General features: G+C 58.4%; 13 protein-coding genes, 2 tRNA genes and 2 rRNA genes. 6 read left to right on the top strand and 11 right to left on the bottom strand.

Going from position 1 to position 18,914, the window contains the following annotated elements:
• Positions 1-187: 187 nt before the first annotated feature.
• The 4 genes from OVA24_RS00005 to OVA24_RS00020 form a co-directional block, all read right to left on the bottom strand.
• Positions 188-3,021 (bottom strand): 23S ribosomal RNA (locus tag OVA24_RS00005).
• A gap of 289 nt (positions 3,022-3,310) precedes the next feature.
• Positions 3,311-3,387 (bottom strand) — tRNA-Ile (locus OVA24_RS00010).
• A gap of 60 nt (positions 3,388-3,447) precedes the next feature.
• Positions 3,448-3,523: transfer RNA gene (locus tag OVA24_RS00015), tRNA-Ala, on the bottom strand.
• Between the two features lie 228 nt (positions 3,524-3,751).
• Positions 3,752-5,291: ribosomal RNA gene (locus OVA24_RS00020) — 16S ribosomal RNA — on the bottom strand.
• Together the 16S and 23S rRNA genes with 2 tRNA genes alongside form the textbook arrangement of a ribosomal RNA operon.
• An 878-nt stretch (positions 5,292-6,169) precedes the next feature.
• On the opposite strand from OVA24_RS00020, the gene OVA24_RS00025 reads away from it, so the two are divergent.
• Together OVA24_RS00025 and OVA24_RS00030 are read left to right on the top strand one after the other, a co-directional pair.
• Positions 6,170-9,346 (top strand): efflux RND transporter permease subunit, encoded by a 3,177-nt coding sequence (locus tag OVA24_RS00025; protein ID WP_267672261.1) that lies wholly within the window; start codon positions 6,170-6,172, stop codon positions 9,344-9,346.
• A 49-nt stretch (positions 9,347-9,395) separates the two neighbouring features.
• Positions 9,396-10,481 carry an efflux RND transporter periplasmic adaptor subunit gene (locus tag OVA24_RS00030; RefSeq protein ID WP_267672262.1) on the top strand — a complete coding sequence of 362 codons (1,086 nt, stop codon included), beginning with the start codon at positions 9,396-9,398 and terminating at the stop codon, positions 10,479-10,481.
• Here OVA24_RS00030 and OVA24_RS00035 read toward each other — a convergent pair.
• Positions 10,478-10,855: an Hsp15 family ribosome-associated heat shock protein gene (locus OVA24_RS00035; protein WP_267672263.1), complete on the bottom strand. Its 378-nt coding sequence runs from the start codon at positions 10,853-10,855 to the stop codon at positions 10,478-10,480. The genes OVA24_RS00030 and OVA24_RS00035 overlap by 4 nt on opposite strands.
• A gap of 131 nt (positions 10,856-10,986) precedes the next feature.
• Between OVA24_RS00035 and OVA24_RS00040 the strand changes: the two genes are divergently transcribed.
• A complete protein-coding gene (locus tag OVA24_RS00040) occupies positions 10,987-11,553 on the top strand; it encodes a ribonuclease H-like domain-containing protein (protein ID WP_267672265.1) in 567 nt (188 codons plus the stop codon).
• 165 nt (positions 11,554-11,718) lie between these two features.
• On the opposite strand, the gene OVA24_RS00045 is transcribed toward OVA24_RS00040, so the two are convergent.
• Complete coding sequence (locus OVA24_RS00045) at positions 11,719-12,816, bottom strand: AraC family transcriptional regulator (protein ID WP_267672267.1); 1,098 nt, start codon at positions 12,814-12,816, stop codon at positions 11,719-11,721.
• A 642-nt stretch (positions 12,817-13,458) separates the two neighbouring features.
• On the opposite strand from OVA24_RS00045, the gene OVA24_RS00050 reads away from it, so the two are divergent.
• Positions 13,459-14,055: a hypothetical protein gene (locus OVA24_RS00050; protein WP_267672268.1), complete on the top strand. Its 597-nt coding sequence runs from the start codon at positions 13,459-13,461 to the stop codon at positions 14,053-14,055.
• On the opposite strand, the gene OVA24_RS00055 is transcribed toward OVA24_RS00050, so the two are convergent.
• Entirely contained in the window at positions 14,056-14,262 is a 207-nt protein-coding gene (locus tag OVA24_RS00055) for a hypothetical protein (RefSeq protein ID WP_267672270.1), read from the bottom strand.
• A gap of 46 nt (positions 14,263-14,308) precedes the next feature.
• Positions 14,309-15,493, bottom strand: a complete 1,185-nt coding sequence (locus OVA24_RS00060) for a hypothetical protein (RefSeq protein WP_267672272.1) — start codon at positions 15,491-15,493, stop codon at positions 14,309-14,311.
• 139 nt (positions 15,494-15,632) lie between these two features.
• Between OVA24_RS00060 and OVA24_RS00065 the strand changes: the two genes are divergently transcribed.
• Both OVA24_RS00065 and yihA read left to right on the top strand, forming a co-directional pair.
• Complete coding sequence (locus OVA24_RS00065) at positions 15,633-16,481, top strand: MeeY/MeeF family manganese export membrane protein (RefSeq protein ID WP_267672274.1); 849 nt, start codon at positions 15,633-15,635, stop codon at positions 16,479-16,481.
• The gene (gene yihA / locus OVA24_RS00070; protein WP_267672276.1) at positions 16,478-17,071 is read left to right on the top strand and encodes a ribosome biogenesis GTP-binding protein YihA/YsxC; all 594 of its coding nucleotides are present in this window, start codon (positions 16,478-16,480) and stop codon (positions 17,069-17,071) included. Before OVA24_RS00065 ends, yihA begins: the two co-directional genes overlap by 4 nt.
• A 351-nt stretch (positions 17,072-17,422) precedes the next feature.
• Here the strand turns inward: yihA and OVA24_RS00075 are convergent, their stop codons facing one another.
• From OVA24_RS00075 to OVA24_RS00085, 3 genes are all read right to left on the bottom strand, one after another.
• A complete protein-coding gene (locus tag OVA24_RS00075; RefSeq protein ID WP_267672278.1) occupies positions 17,423-17,869 on the bottom strand; it encodes an ExbD/TolR family protein in 447 nt (148 codons plus the stop codon).
• A 120-nt stretch (positions 17,870-17,989) separates the two neighbouring features.
• The gene (locus tag OVA24_RS00080; RefSeq protein ID WP_267672279.1) at positions 17,990-18,445 is read right to left on the bottom strand and encodes an ExbD/TolR family protein; all 456 of its coding nucleotides are present in this window, start codon (positions 18,443-18,445) and stop codon (positions 17,990-17,992) included.
• Positions 18,446-18,449: 4 nt separating this feature from the next.
• Positions 18,450-18,899 carry an ExbD/TolR family protein gene (locus tag OVA24_RS00085; protein WP_267672280.1) on the bottom strand — a complete coding sequence of 150 codons (450 nt, stop codon included), beginning with the start codon at positions 18,897-18,899 and terminating at the stop codon, positions 18,450-18,452.
• Positions 18,900-18,914: the final 15 nt, after the last annotated feature.

The raw sequence follows: 18,914 nt of genomic DNA on the forward strand, positions 1-18,914 counted from the left end.
AATCCTGATGTCTCTTTGACTTCAAAACTGGGTCTCTGATGAGCATGAGCTCGGGGTGACAACTGCAAGCTTTCTGGAGCCAGCCCGCTCGCTGACATCCACACGGAGAGTGCATTCTTCATTCAACTGCGGCCTCGATTGTTTCAGGCCATTCACGGTCACTTGTAACTTCCAATTCCAAAAAATAGGAATCAAGCCGAACGGATGATTAGTACTGGTAAGCTGCATATGTTGCCACACTTCCACTTCCAGCCTATCAACGTCGTAGTCTCCGACGATCCTTCGGGGAAAACTCATCTTGGGAGGAGCTTGGCGCTTAGATGCTTTCAGCGCTTATCTCTTCCGCACTTAGCTACCCGGCCATGCTCTTGACAGAACAACCGGTGCACCAGAGGTGCGTCGATTCCGGTCCTCTCGTACTAGCAACCGAACCCCGCAGTTTTCCTGCGCCCACAGAGGATAGAGGACCGAACTGTCTCGCGACGTTCTGAACCCAGCTCGCGTGCCGCTTTAACCGGCGAACAGCCGGACCCTTGGGACCTTCTCCAGCCCCAGGATGCGACGAGCCGACATCGAGGTGCCAAACTTCATCGTCGATATGAACTCTTGGATGAAATCAGCCTGTTATCCCTAAGGTACCTTTTATCCGTTGAGCGACGGCAATTCCACATTCTACCGCCGGATCACTTAGGCCTACTTTCGTATCTGCTCGACTTGTGGGTCTCACAGTTAGGCGGGTTTATGCCTATGCACTCGACACACGGTTACCAACCGTGCTGAACCCACCTTCGCGCTCCTCCGTTACTCTTTGGGAGGATACCGCCCCAGTAAAACTGACCGGCTGACACTGTTCCCTGCCCGGATCCACGGGTTCAAGGTTAGATCTTCCAACACCCAAGGGTGGTATCTCACTGGCGACTCCATGGCCCCCTAAAGGACCACATCAACGTCTCCCACTTATGCTGAGCATGAATGTCGAAAAACCAATGACAGCTTACAGTTAAGGTCTATAGGGTCTTTCCGTCCTTCTGCGGGTAGGCGGCATCTTCACCGCCATTACAATTTCACTGAGCACCTGGTTGAGACAGCGCCCAACTCGTTACACGATTCGTGCAGGTCGGAACTTACCCGACAAGGAATTTCGCTACCTTAGGACCGTTATAGTTACGGCCGACATTCACGGGGACTTGGACTCGAAGCTTCGCATTGCTGCTAACATCTCATCTTAATCTTTCCGCATTGGTCACGTGTCACATCCTATACTTGGACTTGCGTCTTGGCAGAATGCTGTGTTTTTGCTAAACAGTCGGTTGGGCCGTTTCACTGCGGCCTAGTAAACTAGGCACCCCTTATCCCGAAGTTACGGGGCCAATTTGCCGAGTTCCTTAACCAGGGTTCACTCTTACGCCTTGGTATATTCTACCCACCCACCTGTGTCGGTTTGCGGTACGGGTTCCTTAGCATACACCGGAGCTTTTCTTGGCACCGACTTTGATGATGCGGATCGGCCGTGGCCTCACCTAAGAATTCAATCACTTGTTCATCTCCATCGATGCGTCCCTCCGGTTTAAGGGGCGGAAGTGCTGGAATATTAACCAGCTGTCCATCGCCTACGCATATCTGCCTCGGCTTAGGTCCCGACTAACCCCGGGACGAAAAACGTAGCCCGGGAAACCTTGGGTTTACGGCGGACGGGGATTTCACCCGTCTTATCGTTACTCATGTCTGCATCCTCACTTCCCAACTCTCCACGGTCAGTCGCCATCGCGCTTCAACGTGTTGGGAATGCTCCTCTACCGCGACAGGTCCCAGGACCTGCCACCCAGAGCTTCGGTATTGCGCTTATCGCCAATCATTTTCGGCGCGGGATCTCTCGATGAGTAAGCTATTACGCACTTTTTAAATGGTGGCTGCTTCTAAGCCAACATCCTCACTGTCTAAGAAATCCCACATCCTTTCCACTTAGCGCAATTTAGGCACCTTAGCTGCTGATCAGGGTTGTTTCCCTTTTGACGACGAAGCTTATCCCCCGCCGTCTCACTGCCGTGTTATATTGAATGGTATTCGGAGTTTGATAGGGGTTGGTAGACGGGTATGCCCCCTAGCCCTTTCAGTGCTCTACCCCCATTCATAAACACACGACGCTGCACCTCAATGCATTTCGAGGAGAACCAGCTATCACGGGGTTTGATTAGCCTTTCACTCCTACCCTCAGCTCATCCGAGAATTTTTCAACATTCACCGGTTCGGTCCTTCACGTCGTATCACCGACGCTTCAACCTGGCCAAGGGTAGATCACCTCCGCTTCGGGTCTAGCACGTGCAACTGATGTCGCCCTGTTCGGACTCGCTTTCGCTTCGCCTGCGTCCCCTAAGGACTTAAGCTTGCCACACATACTAACTCGCAGACTCATTAAGCAAAAGGCACGCCATCACCCCGAAGGGCTCTGACACCTTGTAGGCACACGGTTTCAGGTTCTATTTCACTCCGCTCGCAGCGGTTCTTTTCACCTTTCCCTCACGTTACTGGTTCACTATCGGTCGCTAACTAGTATTTAGCCTTACGGAGTGGTCTCCGCAGATTCATGCAACGTTTCACGTGTGCTGCATTACTCAGGAACACCCTAGGGCCTCTCGGAATTTCGGATACGGGGATCTCACCCTCTGTGTCGTGCTTTTCCAAGCACTTCTCCTATTCGTCGAGGTCCCACGGCGGGGTCCTACAACCCCGGGGACAAGTCCCCGGTTTGGGCTCTTCCGCTTTCGCTCGCCACTACTTACGGAATCGATTCTCTTTCTTTTCCTCCGGTTACTGAGATGTTTCACTTCACCGGGTATCGCGTGCTTTTCCCTATCTTTGTTCAGGAAAAGACGATGCCGAATTACCAGCATCAGGTTACCCCATTCGGAAATCTCCGGATCAAAGCGTATTTGCCGCTCCCCGAAGCTTATCGCAGCTTATCACGTCCTTCATCGCCTGTTAGCACCAAGGCATTCACTGTGTGCCCTTTAAAGCTTGATTCCATATTTTGAAATCAGCTGTTAATGAAGTCTCCAGCTTGCTTCTCGCGAAGCAGTTCTGTTCTGATCTTCTATTTAACGGTCAGTGTTTCCACTGACTTGCCGTAAAAATTTGATGTATATTTGGGAATTAGAATATTTCCAAGGACCGTTGTAAGAATGGCTCTTTTTTGAACAATCTTAACTTTGCAGTCTCTTAAAAAATGTCATTTCTCCATGTGGATGTCAAAGAGCGGACTTCGTCCGACAGTATCGCTTCGTTCAGAAGATCCTTGTTTCCGTTCCGTGGATGGTGGGCCTGACTGGACTCGAACCAGTGACCCCACGCTTATCAAGCGTGTGCTCTAACCAACTGAGCTACAGGCCCCTTTGGATTCCATGACTCGTGTTCCCCGTTTGACCGGAGCTCGAGACGAACCGTGAAAGATGGTGGAGGTTAACGGATTCGAACCGTTGACATTCTGCTTGCAAAGCAGACGCTCTACCAACTGAGCTAAACCCCCTTTTACCGGAGGTCGGAAATTTGTTTCTTCTGACTTCAAAAGAGGAAGAAAGACTGAATTGAGCGCCGCGTGACCTGATTAAAGACGCGGACGGGATTCTATTTAAGTGTTCAAGTTGGGAACCATTGCTGGTTACCCTAAGCCAACGTCTTTCCATCGTTGCCGATGGCTAGCGGGGCTTCGACCTTTCGCAGGGACCGTGAGAACGGTTTGCGAATTTCTCCGTAGAAAGGAGGTGATCCAGCCGCAGGTTCCCCTACGGCTACCTTGTTACGACTTCATCCCAGTTACCAGCTACACCTTAGGACCCTGCCCCCTTGCGGTTGGCGCAGGCACTTCGGGTGCGACCGGCTTCCATGATGTGACGGGCGGTGTGTACAAGACCCGGGAACGTATTCACGGCGCCGTAGATGATGCGCCATTACTAGCGATTCCAACTTCATGGAGGCGAGTTGCAGCCTCCAATCCGAACTGGGCCCAGTTTTTTAGATTTCCTCCACCTCGCGGTCTCGGTTCTCATTGTGCTGGGCATTGTAGTACGTGTGCAGCCCTAGGCGTAAGGGCCATACTGACCTGACGTCGTCCCCACCTTCCTCCCAGTTGATCTGGGCAGTCTGACTAGAGTTCCCACCATAACGTGCTGGCAACTAGTCACAAGGGTTGCGCTCGTTGCGGGACTTAACCCAACATCTCACGACACGAGCTGACGACGGCCATGCAGCACCTGTGCAAATCCCCCGAAGGGTCACACGCTTTCACGTGCTTAGAGATGCATGTCAAGCCTAGGTAAGGTTCTTCGCGTTGCATCGAATTAAGCCACATACTCCACCGCTTGTGCGGGTCCCCGTCAATTTCTTTGAGTTTTAGTCTTGCGACCGTACTTCCAGGCGGTGCGCTTAACGCGTTAGCTCCGGCACAAGGGGGGTCGATTCCCCTCACACCAAGCGCACACCGTTTACTGCCAGGACTACAGGGGTATCTAATCCCTTTCGCTACCCTGGCCTTCGAGCCTCAGCGTCAGATATTGTCCAGTAGCTCGCTTTCGCCACGAGTGTTCCTCTTGATCTCCACGCATTTCACTGCTACACCAAGAATTCCAGCTACCTCTCCAATCCTCTAGCACGGCAGTATCGGATGCAGTTCCGGGGTTGAGCCCCGGGATTTCACATCTGACTTACCACGCCGCCTACGCTCCCTTTACGCCCAGTGATTCCGAACAACGCTCGGGACCTTCGTATTACCGCGGCTGCTGGCACGAAGTTAGCCGTCCCTTCCTCTTCCGGTATTATCAACCCTGTCTGCTATTCACAGCCAGGTCTTACTCCCGGATGACAGGAGTTTACAATCCGAAGACCGTCATCCTCCACGCGGCGTTGCACCATCAGACTTTCGTCCATTGTGAATTATTCTCGACTGCTGCCACCCGTAGGTGTCTGGACCGTGTCTCAGTTCCAGTGTGCCTGATCGTCCTCTCAGACCAGGTGCCCCGTCGTAGCCTTGGTGAGCCGTTACCTCACCAACAAGCTGATAGGGCGCGAACCAATCCTTCAGCGACAGCCTTGCGGCCACCTTTAATCTTGCGATACCATGGGGTATTAATCCAAGTTTCCCTGGGCTATTCCCCACTGAAGGGCATGTAATTCACGTGTTACTCACCCGTGCGCCACTGAACCAAACGAGTATTACTACCAATTTGGTTCCGTGCGACTTGCATGTCTTAAACACGCCGCCAGCGTTCGTTCTGAGCCAGAATCAAACTCTCCGTAAAAATGCCATGACTGTTAGTTTTTTAAAAACCACTTAGATCATGGCGACGTTCGGACTTTCGTCCGGACCTGTAAGGCTATCTCACCTTACTCCCGCGCGTCGGGGCTTAACCGACCGCGCGGCGCACAATTCAATCTTTTTCCTCTTCCCAACAGACCCACTTGTTATCCAGTGAAGAACGGTTTCTTTTCTTCGGTTTCCCGAGGAGAATCCCCGCCACTGGCACGCGGCCTGCTGAGCCATACTGTCAAAGAGCTTGTTTCGAGGGGACTAAAAAGCCGATCAGTGTTGGGAGGTGTTAAACCTCGCACCGATCGACTGAGAGTCTCTCGCGTCGCCCGCTGTCGTGGCGACGGGGAGACCCTACCAGACACGACCCCCGCGGGTCAATGTCTTTTTGAATAGTTTTTTGGAAATTGTTCGGATGCTTTTAATAACCCATTAAAAAAGAGCTAATTACGAATTTCATTTTTTCTTCAGAAATTCGCCCCAGATGCTCGGAATCACTCAAGATTGCCCCGGCGAAATACAAAAACTGGTCGTCGGAGCATTGGTGAACGCGCCTCCACATGGAGATCATTGCATTCAATTATTCACCATCAATTTATTGATGGTGAATTTGTTATGGTATCCATACAGGAGCATGACGGAACATTCATCGTGGAAGACGCGCCCGGCGAATCATGTGAAGGCTATTCAGCAGGGTTGATCACAAGGGCATTCCCTCCCGGGATTCGGGGCTCAGATCGACAATTGCGTTCAATATTCGGGAATAAAACGAGTGTTCCAGGCTCGGTAACTTCGTTAGTTTCATTCCGTTCGAACTTTCAAACGGCCTACGGGCCCTTGGTTTCCAATTCGACAGCCAATCTCCTTCTCATGTGGATCGTCCGCTTCGCACTTCGTTTCCGTTACACCATCGGGGTTTTCGCCATTCTGATCCTCCTCTTCGGGGTGATATCCGCCCGCAGGATGTCGACTGACATCCTTCCCGTGGTTGAGAGCCCGGAGATCACGCTGGTCTGGACCTACAGTGGTCTCAACGCGAAGGAAATGGCGTCCAAGCTCACCTCGTTCTCAGAGATTGCCACGCTCAACAATGTGGATGACCTGCTGGAGGTCCGCTCCGACACGACCAACGGCGTCGGTCTGGTGAAGCTGAAGTTCCAGCCCTACGTGAAGATCGAGATGGCGCTCACGCAGGCCACCGCGGTTTCGCAGACGATCCTGAGGCGGATGCCCAGCGGCACGACCCCTCCGCTCATCGTCCAGACCAGTCCGTCCAGTGTTCCGATCCTGCAGCTTGTCGTTTCCTCGGACTCCATGACAGACGGCCAGCTCTATGACTATGCGCGTCTGGCGCTGCGCGCGCAGATCCAGAGCATCCCCGGCATGCGGATCTCCCTGCCCTATGGTGGAGCCGCCCGCCAGGTCACCATCGATCTGAATCCCGAGGCCCTCAATGCTTTCGACCTTTCCCCGGCGGATGTGAACCGCGCCGTCGGCAGCCAGAACCTCACCTTGCCATCCGGGGTCCTCCGCGAGAACGACCGCGAGCTGCCCGTGGCCATCAATGCGAGTCCGGAGTCCGTGGGGGCGTTCCTCGACCTGCCGATAAAAACGGTCGGCGGCCGCATCGTCCTCCTGCGGGATGTGGCGAATGTCCGCGATGGCGAGGCGCTCTCCACCAACGTCGCCCGGCTCAACGGCCAGAACGCGGTGATGGTATCCGTGATGAAGCTGGGGAGCTCATCTACGGTGGATATCGTAGATGGCATCCTCGCCAGGATGGATGAGATCCGGAAGGCCGCCCCGGAAGGCGTGCGGGTGGAACCGATCTTCGACCAGTCCGTGTTCGTGAAGGCGGCCACCGCCTCCGTGCTGAAGGAGATCGTCCTCGTCGGCTCCCTGGTCGCTCTGGTGGTGATGCTGTTCCTCGGCTCCTACCGCTCGACCATGATCGTCCTCACCTCCATCCCGCTGGCCCTGCTGTGTTCCATCATGGGCCTCAACCTGGCGGGCGCGACGTTCAACCTCATGACGCTCGGCGGCCTTTCCCTGGTCATCGGCATCCTGGTGGACAACGCGCTGGTGGAGATCGAAAACATCAAGCGGCAGATCTCCCTGGGTAAAACCGTTCGCCAGGCGATCCTCGACGGAGCGGCGCAGGTCGCGTTCCCGGAGTTCGTCTCAACGCTGGGCATCTGCATCGTTTTCATGCCCATCTTCATGCTGACGGGCACGGCCGCCTTCGTGTTCAAACCCCTCGCGCTGGCGGTCATCTTCGCCATGGCGGCCAGCTACCTGCTCTCCCGCACGCTGGTCCCCACCCTGGCGTTCATGATGCTGCCTTCCGAAGTGGAAGCGGAGAAAAAGCCGCCGGGCATCCTGCGGAAGCTCCACCACGGGATCGAGTCCACCGTGGATCGCCTCGCCGCCTTCCAGGGAATGATCCTCGGCCTTTTCCTGCGCCGGTGGATCCTCATCGCCCTCATCTTGCTCGGCGTGTTCGCCACCGGCTTGTTCTCCGCAAAGCACCTGAAGCGCGAATTCTTCCCCGTCACGGACGCCGGGTTGATGAGTCTTTTCCTGCGCGTGCCGGAAGGCACCCGGATCGAGGACACCGGCCGCGTATTCGCCGAGGTCCACCGTGAAATCCGGCGGATCATCCCCGCGGCAGAGCTCGAGTTCGTCGCGGAAAACATCGGCGCGCCTTATTCCGTGAACCAAGCATGGGTTCCCACGACTGCGGTGGGCTCCTATGACGGTGAGATCCTCGTGCAGTTGAAGGAGGGTCACCAACCGACCGCCCGCTACATGGCGGAGGTGAGGACCATGCTGAAGGAAAGGTTCCCCACCCTCCAGTCCTTCTTCCGTCCTGCGGACGCGACCAGCCAGACACTCGCCTCCGGCTCGCCCACCACCTTCGAGGTGCGCTTCGTCGGGCGCGATGTGCCGGGAAATGTGAAGCTGGCGAAGGACCTTGTGGAGCGCTTCAAGAATGTGCCGGGTGCGGTGGATGTCACCCTCCGCGAGGTGCTGGGGCTTCCGGAATTCTACCTGGAGATCGACCGTATCAAAGCCGCGCAGCTCGGCATCACGCAGCAGGATGCGGTTTCCTCCCTGCTCACCTTCCTCGGATCCGGCGGCAGTGTTTCCTCCAGCTTCTGGTCGGACCCCGTCAATGGATCATCGTATGAGGTGCAGGTGATCGCACCTCCGGCGAAGGTCGACTCCTCGGAAATGCTGCTCCAGCTTCCCATCCGGTCATCCACTGGAGGAGAGCCGGTCCTGTTGGGTGCGTTCGCCAAACTCAGCGAACGGAAGAACCCTGCGAGCGTCTCCCGCTCCACCATGCTCCCCACCTACACCGTGGTGGCGAACATCCAGGACCGGGACCTGGGAGCCGTGACAACGGACCTGGAAAAAATCCTCACGGATCTCCGGAAGCATCTCAAGCCGAGCAACCGCATCGAGCTGGCCGGACAGGCCGCGCTGATGCGCTCCGCCTACAGCGAGCTCCTGACCGGCCTGGTGCTTTCCGCGGTGCTGGTCTTCCTGGTGATGGTGGTGAACTTCCAGTCGTGGTCCATGCCGTTCATCGCCATCAGCGGACTTCCTGTCGCCGTATCCGGCGCTGCATTCGCGCTGTGGCTCACCGGCACCCCATTGAGCGTGCCCGCGCTCATGGGCATCATCATGGTGGTGGGGGTCTCCACGGCCAACAGCGTGCTCGTCACCAGTTTCGCCCGCGACCGGTGGGCGGACGGACTGACCGGCGCCGCCGCCGCCCTGGAAGCGGCCACCACACGTCTCCGGCCTGTGATGATGACCGCCATGGCCATGATTCTGGGCGTCATTCCCATGGCCATCGGCCACGGGGAAGGCGGGGAGCAGAACGCCCCGCTGGGCCGCGCGGTCATCGGCGGCCTCGTCTTCGGCACCATGGCCTCCCTTTTCCTCGTGCCCACCGTCTTCGCCTGGATGAAACGCCGTATCCACTCGGACAAGCCGCATCCGGCCGACACCGTCACCGCAGGGCCATCCGCCCATTGAAATCAACCGTTCCTGAACTACACTCCAGCCCTTCACTTTTCCGCATTCCATGAAATCCACCGCCGCCTCCCTGTTTCTCGCCCTGTCCGCGATCCCCGGCGCGACCGCCCAGCAACCGGCCGAAGTCCGCACCGCCAACCCCTCCGCTCCGGAAGGTGAGATCGTGCTCCAGGCAACCGGACGCACCGCCCCGGCAAAGCAGGCCCGCCTCTTCTCCCGCGCCACCGGCATCATCAATGAGCGCCGCGTCGACATCGGCGACCGGGTGAAGGAAGGGGACGTCCTCGCCGTCATCGCCGCCCCTGAGATCCACCACGGGATCGACGCCGCGAAAGCGAAGGTTGAACAAATGAAGGCACGCAAGGAGCTCGCCGCAGCCCTCCTTTCCCGGGGCGAATCCCTCGCCGCCAGCAATGCCTTCTCCAAGGAAACCCTGGATGAACGGCGCTCCACCACCAAAACCGCGGAAGCGGACCTCCTCGCCGCGGAGGCGGACCTGCGCTCGCTCGAGGAAATGCAGCGCTTCCTGGTCATCCGCGCGCCTTTTGACGGAACCATCACCGCGCGCCGTGTGGACATCGGCGACCACGTGATCGGGGATCAGGCCTCGGAAAATGCCTGGCTCTTCGACATCGCCCAGTTGAAGGAACTCCGCATGGTGCTCTTCGTGCCGCCGGCAACCGCCCTGCGGATCCAGAACGGCGAGGAAGCGAGCGTCCATTTCAGCGACCTGCCGAGCCGCGAGTTCGCCGGAAAGGTCAGCCGCTCCAGCGGCATGATCGACAGCACCTCCGGCACCATGCAGGTCGAGCTCACCCTGCCGAACGCCGATTTCGTACTCCCTGCGGGACTTTCCGGCATCGCGAAGATCAAATCCCAGGCCGCAAATGCGGTGCTCATGATTCCGTCGAACGCCGTCGCCAACCGCGACGGCATCCCGAATGTCGCCCTGGTGGAGAACGGCAAGGTGAAGTTCCAGGCCATCAAACCGGGCCGCACCATGGGACCGAGGATCGAGATCCTCTCCGGACTCACTGCGGATGGCCAGGTCATCATCAGCCCGAACTCCCTGCTTCGCGACGGAGACCCCGTGAACGCCACTCCGATGGCCGTCACGGCTAAAAAAGGCTCCTAGTCCCAAAAACCGCGGATCCTCCCGATCTGGCGGCGCTCCTTTTTCGTGGGGCGGCCGCCTGCATCGCGCCTGTCCTGAAGGGCCTGTTTGTTGGCCACCACCACGGAGGGATCTGTCAATTCTTCGTAGCAGGCCTGGGCCAACGGCGCGCCCACGCGTTTCTCGATCAGGCCCAGCACGCGGATCACCCGCTGTCCCGGCCCATCCGGGAAAGGAAGCTCGATCACATCGCCGGGGCGCAAACCCGTGGCCGGCTTCACCAGGTGCCCCGCGCGGTGGATTTTCTCCAGCTCGCAGGTGTTCGCCGCCTGTGACCTTGTCTTGAAAAACCGGGTGGCCCACAGCCACTTGTCCGCACGCGCGCTTTCCATCATATCCTCCCGTCATTCTAGCCCCATCCCCGCGCCTCCGCCAAGGGCCTTGTGGGGGTCCGCCAGACCGGGATTTCCCCCAAGTGCGTTGCCAGGACTTGCCGCGCGGTCCTCCGCCCTCTACCACATCTTCCGTGGCCGGAAAAAACATCGTCTATTTCGATCTCGAAACACAGCGCAGCGGCAATGACGTCGGCGGCTTCGCCAACAAGAACAAGATGGGGGTTTCCGTCGCCGTGACTTACAGCACCGCCCGCGGAACCTACGAAATCTACCCGGAGAGCGAGATGGACAAGCTGGGTGAGGAACTCGTCCGTGCGGACCTGGTGGTGGGATGGAACCACATCTACTTCGACTACCCCGTTCTCCAGCCCTACATCTTCCACACGCTCGCGGAGCAAACCATCAATCTGGACATGATGGCGGACCTGGAAACAAAGCTCGGCTTCCGGCTGAAGCTCGACTCCGTCGCCTCCGCGTCACTGGGCGCGGGCAAGAGCGCCGACGGCCTGGACGCCCTCAAATGGTGGCAGGAACACAAAAAGACCGGCAACTACGAGCCGCTCCGGAAAATCGCCGAGTACTGCGCCTTCGACGTGAAGGTGACCCGGCTCGTCCACGAATACGCCCTCCAGCACGGGATGCTCAAATACGACGACCGGAACGGCGGCATCAGTGAGATCGCCGTGGACTGGGCATAGACGCCTCTCAGGCCCAGCCGATCATCTGGAACACCTTGTACACGGTGTAGATGAAGGTCAGGATCAGCGCGACGAGGAAGATCTTCGTGGCGGTTTCGATGGAGCTGCGGGTCATGGCGGCGTTCTCTTAAGCGTTCGCCCGCCGGGAGCCAAGGGAAAATCCCATCACCGCCGGTTGGCAATGCGGTATTCCTTCGGCGTCACCCCGAACCGCTGCCTGAAGAGATTCACCAGCGCGCTCGCCGTCCTGAATCCGGAGCGCTCGGCGATTTCCTGGAGGGAAAGGTCGGAAGACGCCAGGAGCCTGGTCGCCAGGTCAAAGTGGGCCTGCCAGATTTCCTCATGCAGCGTCCGCCCTGTCAGCTTGCTGAAACGTCCTTCCAACGACCGCCGGGATATGGTGGTCGCCGCCACCACGTCTTTCACATTGATGGTCCTGAACGCGTTCTCCCGGATGAACTGGAGCGCGGATACCACCGCCTCATCCTCGAAAGCGAAGACATTCGTCGACTGCCGCTCCACCACATGGGCGGGCGGGATCAGGATCGGATCCTCCGGAACCGGACCACCGCTGAAAATATGGTTGAGCAGCCTGGCCGCCTCATAGCCCCGGCGCTCCATATCCACCTCCAGGCTGGAAAGCGTCGGCGAGGACAGCTCGCAGAGCTGCTCGTAGTTGCCGATTCCCAGCACGGAAACCTCTCCCGGCACACGGATACCCAGCCGCCAGCAGGCTTCGATCACCATCGATGCCTCACGATCACCCGTTGCCGCCAGCCCCAACGGCTTCGGCAGACTTTCCAGCCACGCATCCAGCTTCCCCTCTTCCCGGGTTGAACTTTGGAAGACCGACGTCTCGATGCCGGCTTCCTTCGCCTTCGCAACGAAACCGCTGCAGCGCCCTTCGGACAAGGTCGCCTTCCTGTTCGCCACAAAGGCGAGATTCCTGAATCCACGCCCCAGCAGGAACTTCGCGGCCATCTCCCCGGTCGCCCCCGCATCACCGATCACGTCGATCAGGCTCGAGCTCTCAACCCTCCCTGTCACATTGATGACGGGAATATCGCGGTGCTTCGCCGCGTCACTGAACCGGTCGTCGATCGCCGTACAGATGATCGCGTCCCCTTTCCAGGTTTTGACCAGATCCGCCAGCTCATGGTTCTCGCGATCAAAGAACGCCATCCTCCATTCCGGCTTCTGCTGGGCATACCGGCTGATGCCGTCCAGGATCTTGTGCCCATATCCATTTAGGGCATCAATCATCAACCCTATGTGAAACGTCGTCCTCTTCGCCATCTTCCCGGAAAGGAATCTATCCGGTTCGGATGGAGTTTGTAAATACTTACTCCAATGATTAACAAGCACTTCCGAGTGCGTATCTTTGAAATCGATTGCGGCATGGTTAAATAAATCATCACCTGCATCTACGGGATCATTCATGGTCGTTTGCATCGCAGGGACAGCCTTTGGAGTTTGGATTCGAGGGGGGCGGAGGGAATCCCCGAATCGCTTCGTTTCAATCACTTGAGCCAGCACCAGCAGGACGGAAGGTTCATTTGGCGTCGGGTTCCGATCCATGCCATGTCCACCATCCTACCATATCAACCGGCCCGGATCCCTCCCCTGAACGGGGGATGTCATAGCAATTCATCCCTCCACTCCTGAAACTCTTCATCCTCCTTCACCTTCATCAGGTATAATAAAAAGAGCATGTGAACAAAGGCCCAGTCCCGCCACCATACAGGCTCAGGTGGAGGGGATGCCAGCCGCAGGATGGAGAAGGTCATCCATCGAGCGGACCAGGGATCTGTGAAATTGCGGCGACCGTCCCGCGAAAACCCGATGAATTCCAACCGAAAGTTCCGCTTGTATGTTCCGGCCCGCGCTCGTACTCCCGGTGCACGCATGCATCCTTATGAAAACCTGCCCCTTTTCGGCACCGGCCTGGTTCTCGCCTTCTGGCTCATCGCCGTGCATTCCTGGATGCTTCTCAAGCCCGCCGCAGCCCAGAGTTTCCTGAAGCAGTTCCCCCGCAACCCGTTCCTCGGCCAGATCCTGCTCGGCATCGGCCTCTGCTGGTTCTGGCTGTTGATCGCCCCTCCCGGCATGGGCAAGCTCAGCGCGCTCTCGATGGAGCTGGGTGAGTTCAACAACGTGAAGCCTTTCCTCGGGATCGCGGTGCCGGTGGCGATCTTCCTGGTCTCCTACAGCGTGCGGGACTTCCTTGCGGTGCGGGCGCTCGGCGTCGTGGGACTGATGGCCGCCTCCCCCTTGCTGGAGTCCGCCTTCCTGCGCGACCCCGCCTCCCGGCTGCTGATCCCCATTTACGCTTACGCCCTGCTCACCGCCTCCCTCTTCTGGGTGGGGATGCCTTACCTTTTCCGTGATGCGGTCACCTGGATCACCGCAGATCAGAAACGCTGGAAGGTGGCGTCCACCGCAGGACTGGCCTACGGCGTCGCCACCTTGGTCTGTGCCTTCGCCTTCTGGCGCGGCTACTGATCAATAGACGGGCGCTCCGCCCGTGTCCTGGTATTCGGCCCCGCCGCCGCCACCGCCGCCGCCGCTCTGCTGCTGCTTCTTGTTGGCGGCATGCTCCATGTTCTCACCGAGGATCCGCATGTCCCTGCCAACGCCGATGGTGGTGTTGCAGGAGAGGTTCAGGCCGCAGATCAACGCGGCGATGGATGCCAGAAAAATTGTTTTCATACTCCGGTTTCCATAACCCATTCCGGCTGCTCCGCAATACTTAACTTTACTTAAGTTCACGCCGCAGCTCCACCACCGAATCACGGATCTCGAAGGCGGAGGAGCGGAGATGCTCCAGTGCGGCACGGTGATCCGGGTCCTTCTCCAAGGCGATGAGTTCCTGACAGGCACCAACGGCATCGTTCAACCAGTTCAGGCAGCGCTTCAGGACCGCCAGGACGAAACCCGTCTCAGGTTCATAGCCACTGCCACGGCCATTCAGGGCACCGGCCAGCTTTCCGCTGACCTGCAACAGGCTCGAAATCAGCTTGTAGGATGGAGTCCCCGGCCCCTCGTCGCGACGGACCAAATCCATGGCCCGGAGGGCCAGCTCCTGGGCGCGGGCCTGCAGGGGATGGGTATCGTCCTCATCGTCCGATTCCAGCGGATCAAAGCCATCGTCATCCTGCTCATCCTCCTGAAACAGGTGCCGTTCTTCGAACTTCCGGCCATCCTCTCCATACGGCGGCTCCTGCTCCCCCGCCTCCTCACGTTCCGCCAACGCATCGAGCAAACCGTCCCAGCCCATGACGAACGCTTCCTTCCGCTCGCTGTCGGCGTCCTCCATGTATTTTTCAAGGACCTCCTGGTAGGCGTCGGTCAGCCGGTCGGACTCCTTCAACCGTTCCTCCCAGGCATATTCGTCGAGCTCGCCGATATCCTCCGGCTCCTCGTCATCCGGCGTCCGGCGCTGGATCACCTGGCTCATGAAATCCCGCATGGCATTGAGGTTCGCCAGTTTCTGGGCCTCCTCCGCGTCCTCGTCCATCTGCCACTCATGCGGGAAAATGGTCAGATGGTAGTTCCAGGATTCCAGCACCACCCGGCCGTTGATTTCGCTGAACCACTCCAGGTAGAGCACGTTCCGCCACTCACAGGCGGCGTCCTTCCCGTCATCGTCGTAAAGCGCACCATCCTCTCCGCCGATGCGGACCTTGCTCTTCCGTGACGCGGTCATGTCCCCGATCACGCCGGATTGGTTCAGGTCCAGGGAATCCCCGTCATTACCTTGCTTCGGCTCCGGATTCTCGAAAAGCAACCGGGTTCCCGCGAGATCCCTCCAGCAATCACCGTCCAGCGAAAGCACCAGGGGGCTGTCACGGCCTGCCAGCCAGATCCGGCCCGTGGTGCGGCCTTCGACGGTGTTGTCGATCTCACCACGGGTGACCGCTTCATCGATCCTCCATGCCATGCGGACGAGTGTTCCCGACAACCGGCTCCCCCGTCAAGCAAGCGTCACGCCCGGCTTTCGGTCAGACCGGGAAATCCACCGCCGCCCAATTTCCCCGTTGCCACCGCCGCCGCCGTCCCGCAGCTTGCCGCCACGCACTATGGACTGGTCCCACATTCTCGGAACCGACCCCGCCGCGGGGTTGATGGTCATCCTCATCCTCGTCCTCATCGAGGGCGTGCTCTCCGTGGACAACGCGGCGGTGCTGGCGACCATGGTCATGCGCCTGCCGGAACACCAGCGCGGCAAGGCCCTCAAATACGGCATCATCGGCGCTTACGTCTTCCGCGGCATCTGCCTCGTCCTCGTCGGCTGGCTCATGAGCATCTGGTGGCTTGAACCGATCGGCGGCATCTACCTCCTCTACCTTTGCTGGAAACATTTCGCGCACCATGAATCCGTGGAGAAGGAAGGAGCCGCGCACGCCGCGAAGGAAGGCAACTGGCTCTACCGCCACACCATCGCCCGTCTCGGCCCCTTCTGGGCGACCGTTGTCGCCGTGGAGGTGATGGACCTCGCGTTCTCCTTGGACAACGTCTTCGCCGCCGTCGCCTTCACCAAGAACAAGCAACTCTATCCGCCGCCCTCGGACATGATCCTGGTCTGCATCGGCGTCTTCATCGGTATCCTCGCCATGCGCTTCGCCGCCCAGGGATTCGTGAAACTGATGCACAAGTATCCGTTCCTCGAGAAGTGCGCCTACATCGTCATCGGCATCCTCGGCGTGAAGCTGGTGCTGAGCGTACCGCGCCACTTCTTCGAGAAACACACCTCCGCCCACACCTACCTGGAGTCCCACCACCCGGGCTTCACCCACTCCTTCGCCGATCCGTTCCACGATTTCCTGGCGAGCAAGTACTTCGACCTCGGGACGTCCGCGCTCACCCTGCTCATCTTCATCGTCCCCGTCATCGCCTACCGGTTGAAAGCCCGGCCCGTCGCACCATGAAGTTCAAGTCCGTCAGGTTCGCCCTCAGCGCGAAAAACGCCGCCGCCTGCCCGGAATGGGAGATGCCGGAGATCGCCCTCATCGGCAGGTCGAACGTCGGCAAATCCACCCTCATCAACCTCCTGACCTCAAAGGAGAATCTGGCGAAGGTCTCCGCGACGCCCGGAAAGACGCAGCTCCTCAACTTCTTCGTCATCGACGAACAGTGGGCGCTGGTGGACCTGCCCGGCTACGGATTCGCCAAGGTCGCCAAGGATCAGAAAATCGATTTCAACGAGGCCGTCGGCGACTACCTTTCCGGGCGTGACAACCTGATGACCGTCTTTGTCCTCATCGACTCCCGCCTGCCCCCGCAGCGCATCGATCTGGATTTCCTCCACTGGCTGGGCGGCTGCAGCGTTCCCTTCTCCCTGATCTTCACCAAGACCGACAAGCAATCCACCGGCAAAACGAAGGCCAGCATCGAAACCTTCCTCCAGGCGACGGATGCATTTCTCCCCGACCGCCCCGGCGTATTCACCAGCTCCACCAAGGACCGTGAAGGACGGATGGAGATCCTCCGCTACATCCGCGCGAGGGTGGAGGCCTGAATTCCCTCACCCGGCTCCAGCCCGATATGGCTCCTCCGGCCAACCGGAACCGCGGAATTCATTCCAATGCCGTTGAGGATTCGCTTCCCAAATTGGGTTGTCACCCGGATGGAGTCATCCGAGCATTCGACTATCAATCGGTCGCGAGGCTTTCTCTGAACACGGATTGCAGGATTGGAAATGCCGGACCGTCCTGATGCTCGCTCCGATCCTTGACGGCATTGGACTTCATTCCGCCCCGGAGAATCTGGAACAGCGGAGCAAAGCGGAATGATTTCCGCAGCTCCGGTCAGGGTAGCTCAGGAAATGAATGATCCTTCGTGACCCCGATCCCTGTGACCCCGGCTCCACTCACTCGAACGCACCCGCCATGAACGTCACGTCCCGGACCTTTGCCCGCGTGAGCGCATCGAGCACATCCACCACGCGTTCGTATTTCGCCTGCTCCTCCGCCTCAATGGTGACCAGAAGGCTCGTTCCCGCGGAATCGGACGCTTGCTTCAACTGAAGCACGCCATCCGCCAGTTCCTTCAGGTCCTTCCGCTCCGGATGATCCTGGGGTTCATCATTCAGATACACCTGCCCATCCTCCGCGATCCGGATGACCACATCATCCGGAAGATTGATCTCCGTAGCTCCACCCGGGAGCTGGGTGTTGAGGGCGTTCTCCATCCGCGCGTTGCCCGCAGCCACCATGAAGAACAGGAGGATGACGAACACCACATCGATCATCGGCGCGATCTGGAAACCAAGCTGGCTTTCTTTCCTCGGAAAACGGCGGCGGATTCTGGATTTCATGGGTCTTGGGATTTGACCAAGACCCACCCTATCGAATTCCTGCAAACGGTCGAGCCACAAATGAAAAACGGCGGAGGTCATGGAACCACCGCCGTTCTCCTTTGAAATGGAATCCTGAAATTACTCGGGGGCACCCGCCTGGAAGGTCACATCCACGATTTTGGCACGGGTGAGGGCGTCCAGAACATCCACCACCCGCTCATACTTGGCGAGTTCGTTGGCATAGACGGTTACCAGGATTTTGGAATTCGCGTTCTCGCTGGCCTGCTTGAGCTGGACCAGGCTTCCGGCAAGTTCCCTGAGATCCTTCGCTTCCGCACTGTCGAGAGGATCATCATTCAGATAAACCTGTCCGTCATCCTCGATCATGATCGTCACCTCGTCCGGCATCTCCGAAGCACCCTCCGGCGGGACGGTTCCGGGGAGCTTGGTGTTGTGGGCGTTCTCCTTCTGCTGGCTGCCGGCGGCAACCATGAAGTAGAGCAGAATCACGAACACCACGTCGATCATCGGCGCGATCTGGAAGCCGAGGTTGACCTCGGCGGAAGCCTTCTTGTGCTTTCGCTTGCTACTCATGACTTCAGCGGTTGGATGCGGAGAAAGCGATGTCGGCGATACCCGCCATACCGATGACGTTCATGATGCGCTGGATCTCCCCTGCGGGAAGACCCTTGTCACCACGGACAACCACCCGCACGGATGTGCCGCGTGTTTCCTGGTTGGATTTGTTGCGGGCTTCCAGGTAGGGAACGAGTTCCTCCCAGTTGTCATAGACCTTGTCATCCACGACCAGCACTCCCTTGTTGGTGCCTTGGTCCCAGCGGACGTTGATGGCCATTTCGCTCTTGGCCATCTCCGGATCCCGCTCCTTCGCGTTCGGAGAAACGGGCAGGGTCAAGCCTTTGTCAACCTTCAGCACCTCGGCCGAAGTGATCACCACGAAGAACACCAGCAACACCAGCAGCACGTCGATCATCGGTGCAATCTGGAATTCCGGTTCCCCGTCTCCTCCTCCTCCTCCTCCGCCCATTTGGTGCTAGTGGTT

Origin of the sequence: Luteolibacter sp. SL250, assembly GCF_026625605.1 — a bacterium.
Classification (GTDB): Bacteria; Verrucomicrobiota; Verrucomicrobiia; order Verrucomicrobiales; family Akkermansiaceae; genus Luteolibacter.

Excerpts from the sequence above, each read along its gene's own strand:
- OVA24_RS00025 (WP_267672261.1), top strand. The coding sequence starts at position 6,170 with ATGTGGATCGTCCGCTTCGCACTTCGTTTCCGTTACACCATCGGGGTT.
- OVA24_RS00030 (WP_267672262.1), top strand. The coding sequence starts at position 9,396 with ATGAAATCCACCGCCGCCTCCCTGTTTCTCGCCCTGTCCGCGATCCCC.
- OVA24_RS00035 (WP_267672263.1), bottom strand. The coding sequence starts at position 10,855 with ATGATGGAAAGCGCGCGTGCGGACAAGTGGCTGTGGGCCACCCGGTTT.
- OVA24_RS00045 (WP_267672267.1), bottom strand. The coding sequence starts at position 12,816 with ATGATTGATGCCCTAAATGGATATGGGCACAAGATCCTGGACGGCATC.
- OVA24_RS00050 (WP_267672268.1), top strand. The coding sequence starts at position 13,459 with ATGCATCCTTATGAAAACCTGCCCCTTTTCGGCACCGGCCTGGTTCTC.
- OVA24_RS00055 (WP_267672270.1), bottom strand. The coding sequence starts at position 14,262 with ATGAAAACAATTTTTCTGGCATCCATCGCCGCGTTGATCTGCGGCCTG.
- OVA24_RS00060 (WP_267672272.1), bottom strand. The coding sequence starts at position 15,493 with ATGGCATGGAGGATCGATGAAGCGGTCACCCGTGGTGAGATCGACAAC.
- OVA24_RS00065 (WP_267672274.1), top strand. The coding sequence starts at position 15,633 with ATGGACTGGTCCCACATTCTCGGAACCGACCCCGCCGCGGGGTTGATG.
- yihA (WP_267672276.1), top strand. The coding sequence starts at position 16,478 with ATGAAGTTCAAGTCCGTCAGGTTCGCCCTCAGCGCGAAAAACGCCGCC.
- OVA24_RS00075 (WP_267672278.1), bottom strand. The coding sequence starts at position 17,869 with ATGAAATCCAGAATCCGCCGCCGTTTTCCGAGGAAAGAAAGCCAGCTT.
- OVA24_RS00080 (WP_267672279.1), bottom strand. The coding sequence starts at position 18,445 with ATGAGTAGCAAGCGAAAGCACAAGAAGGCTTCCGCCGAGGTCAACCTC.
- OVA24_RS00085 (WP_267672280.1), bottom strand. The coding sequence starts at position 18,899 with ATGGGCGGAGGAGGAGGAGGAGGAGACGGGGAACCGGAATTCCAGATT.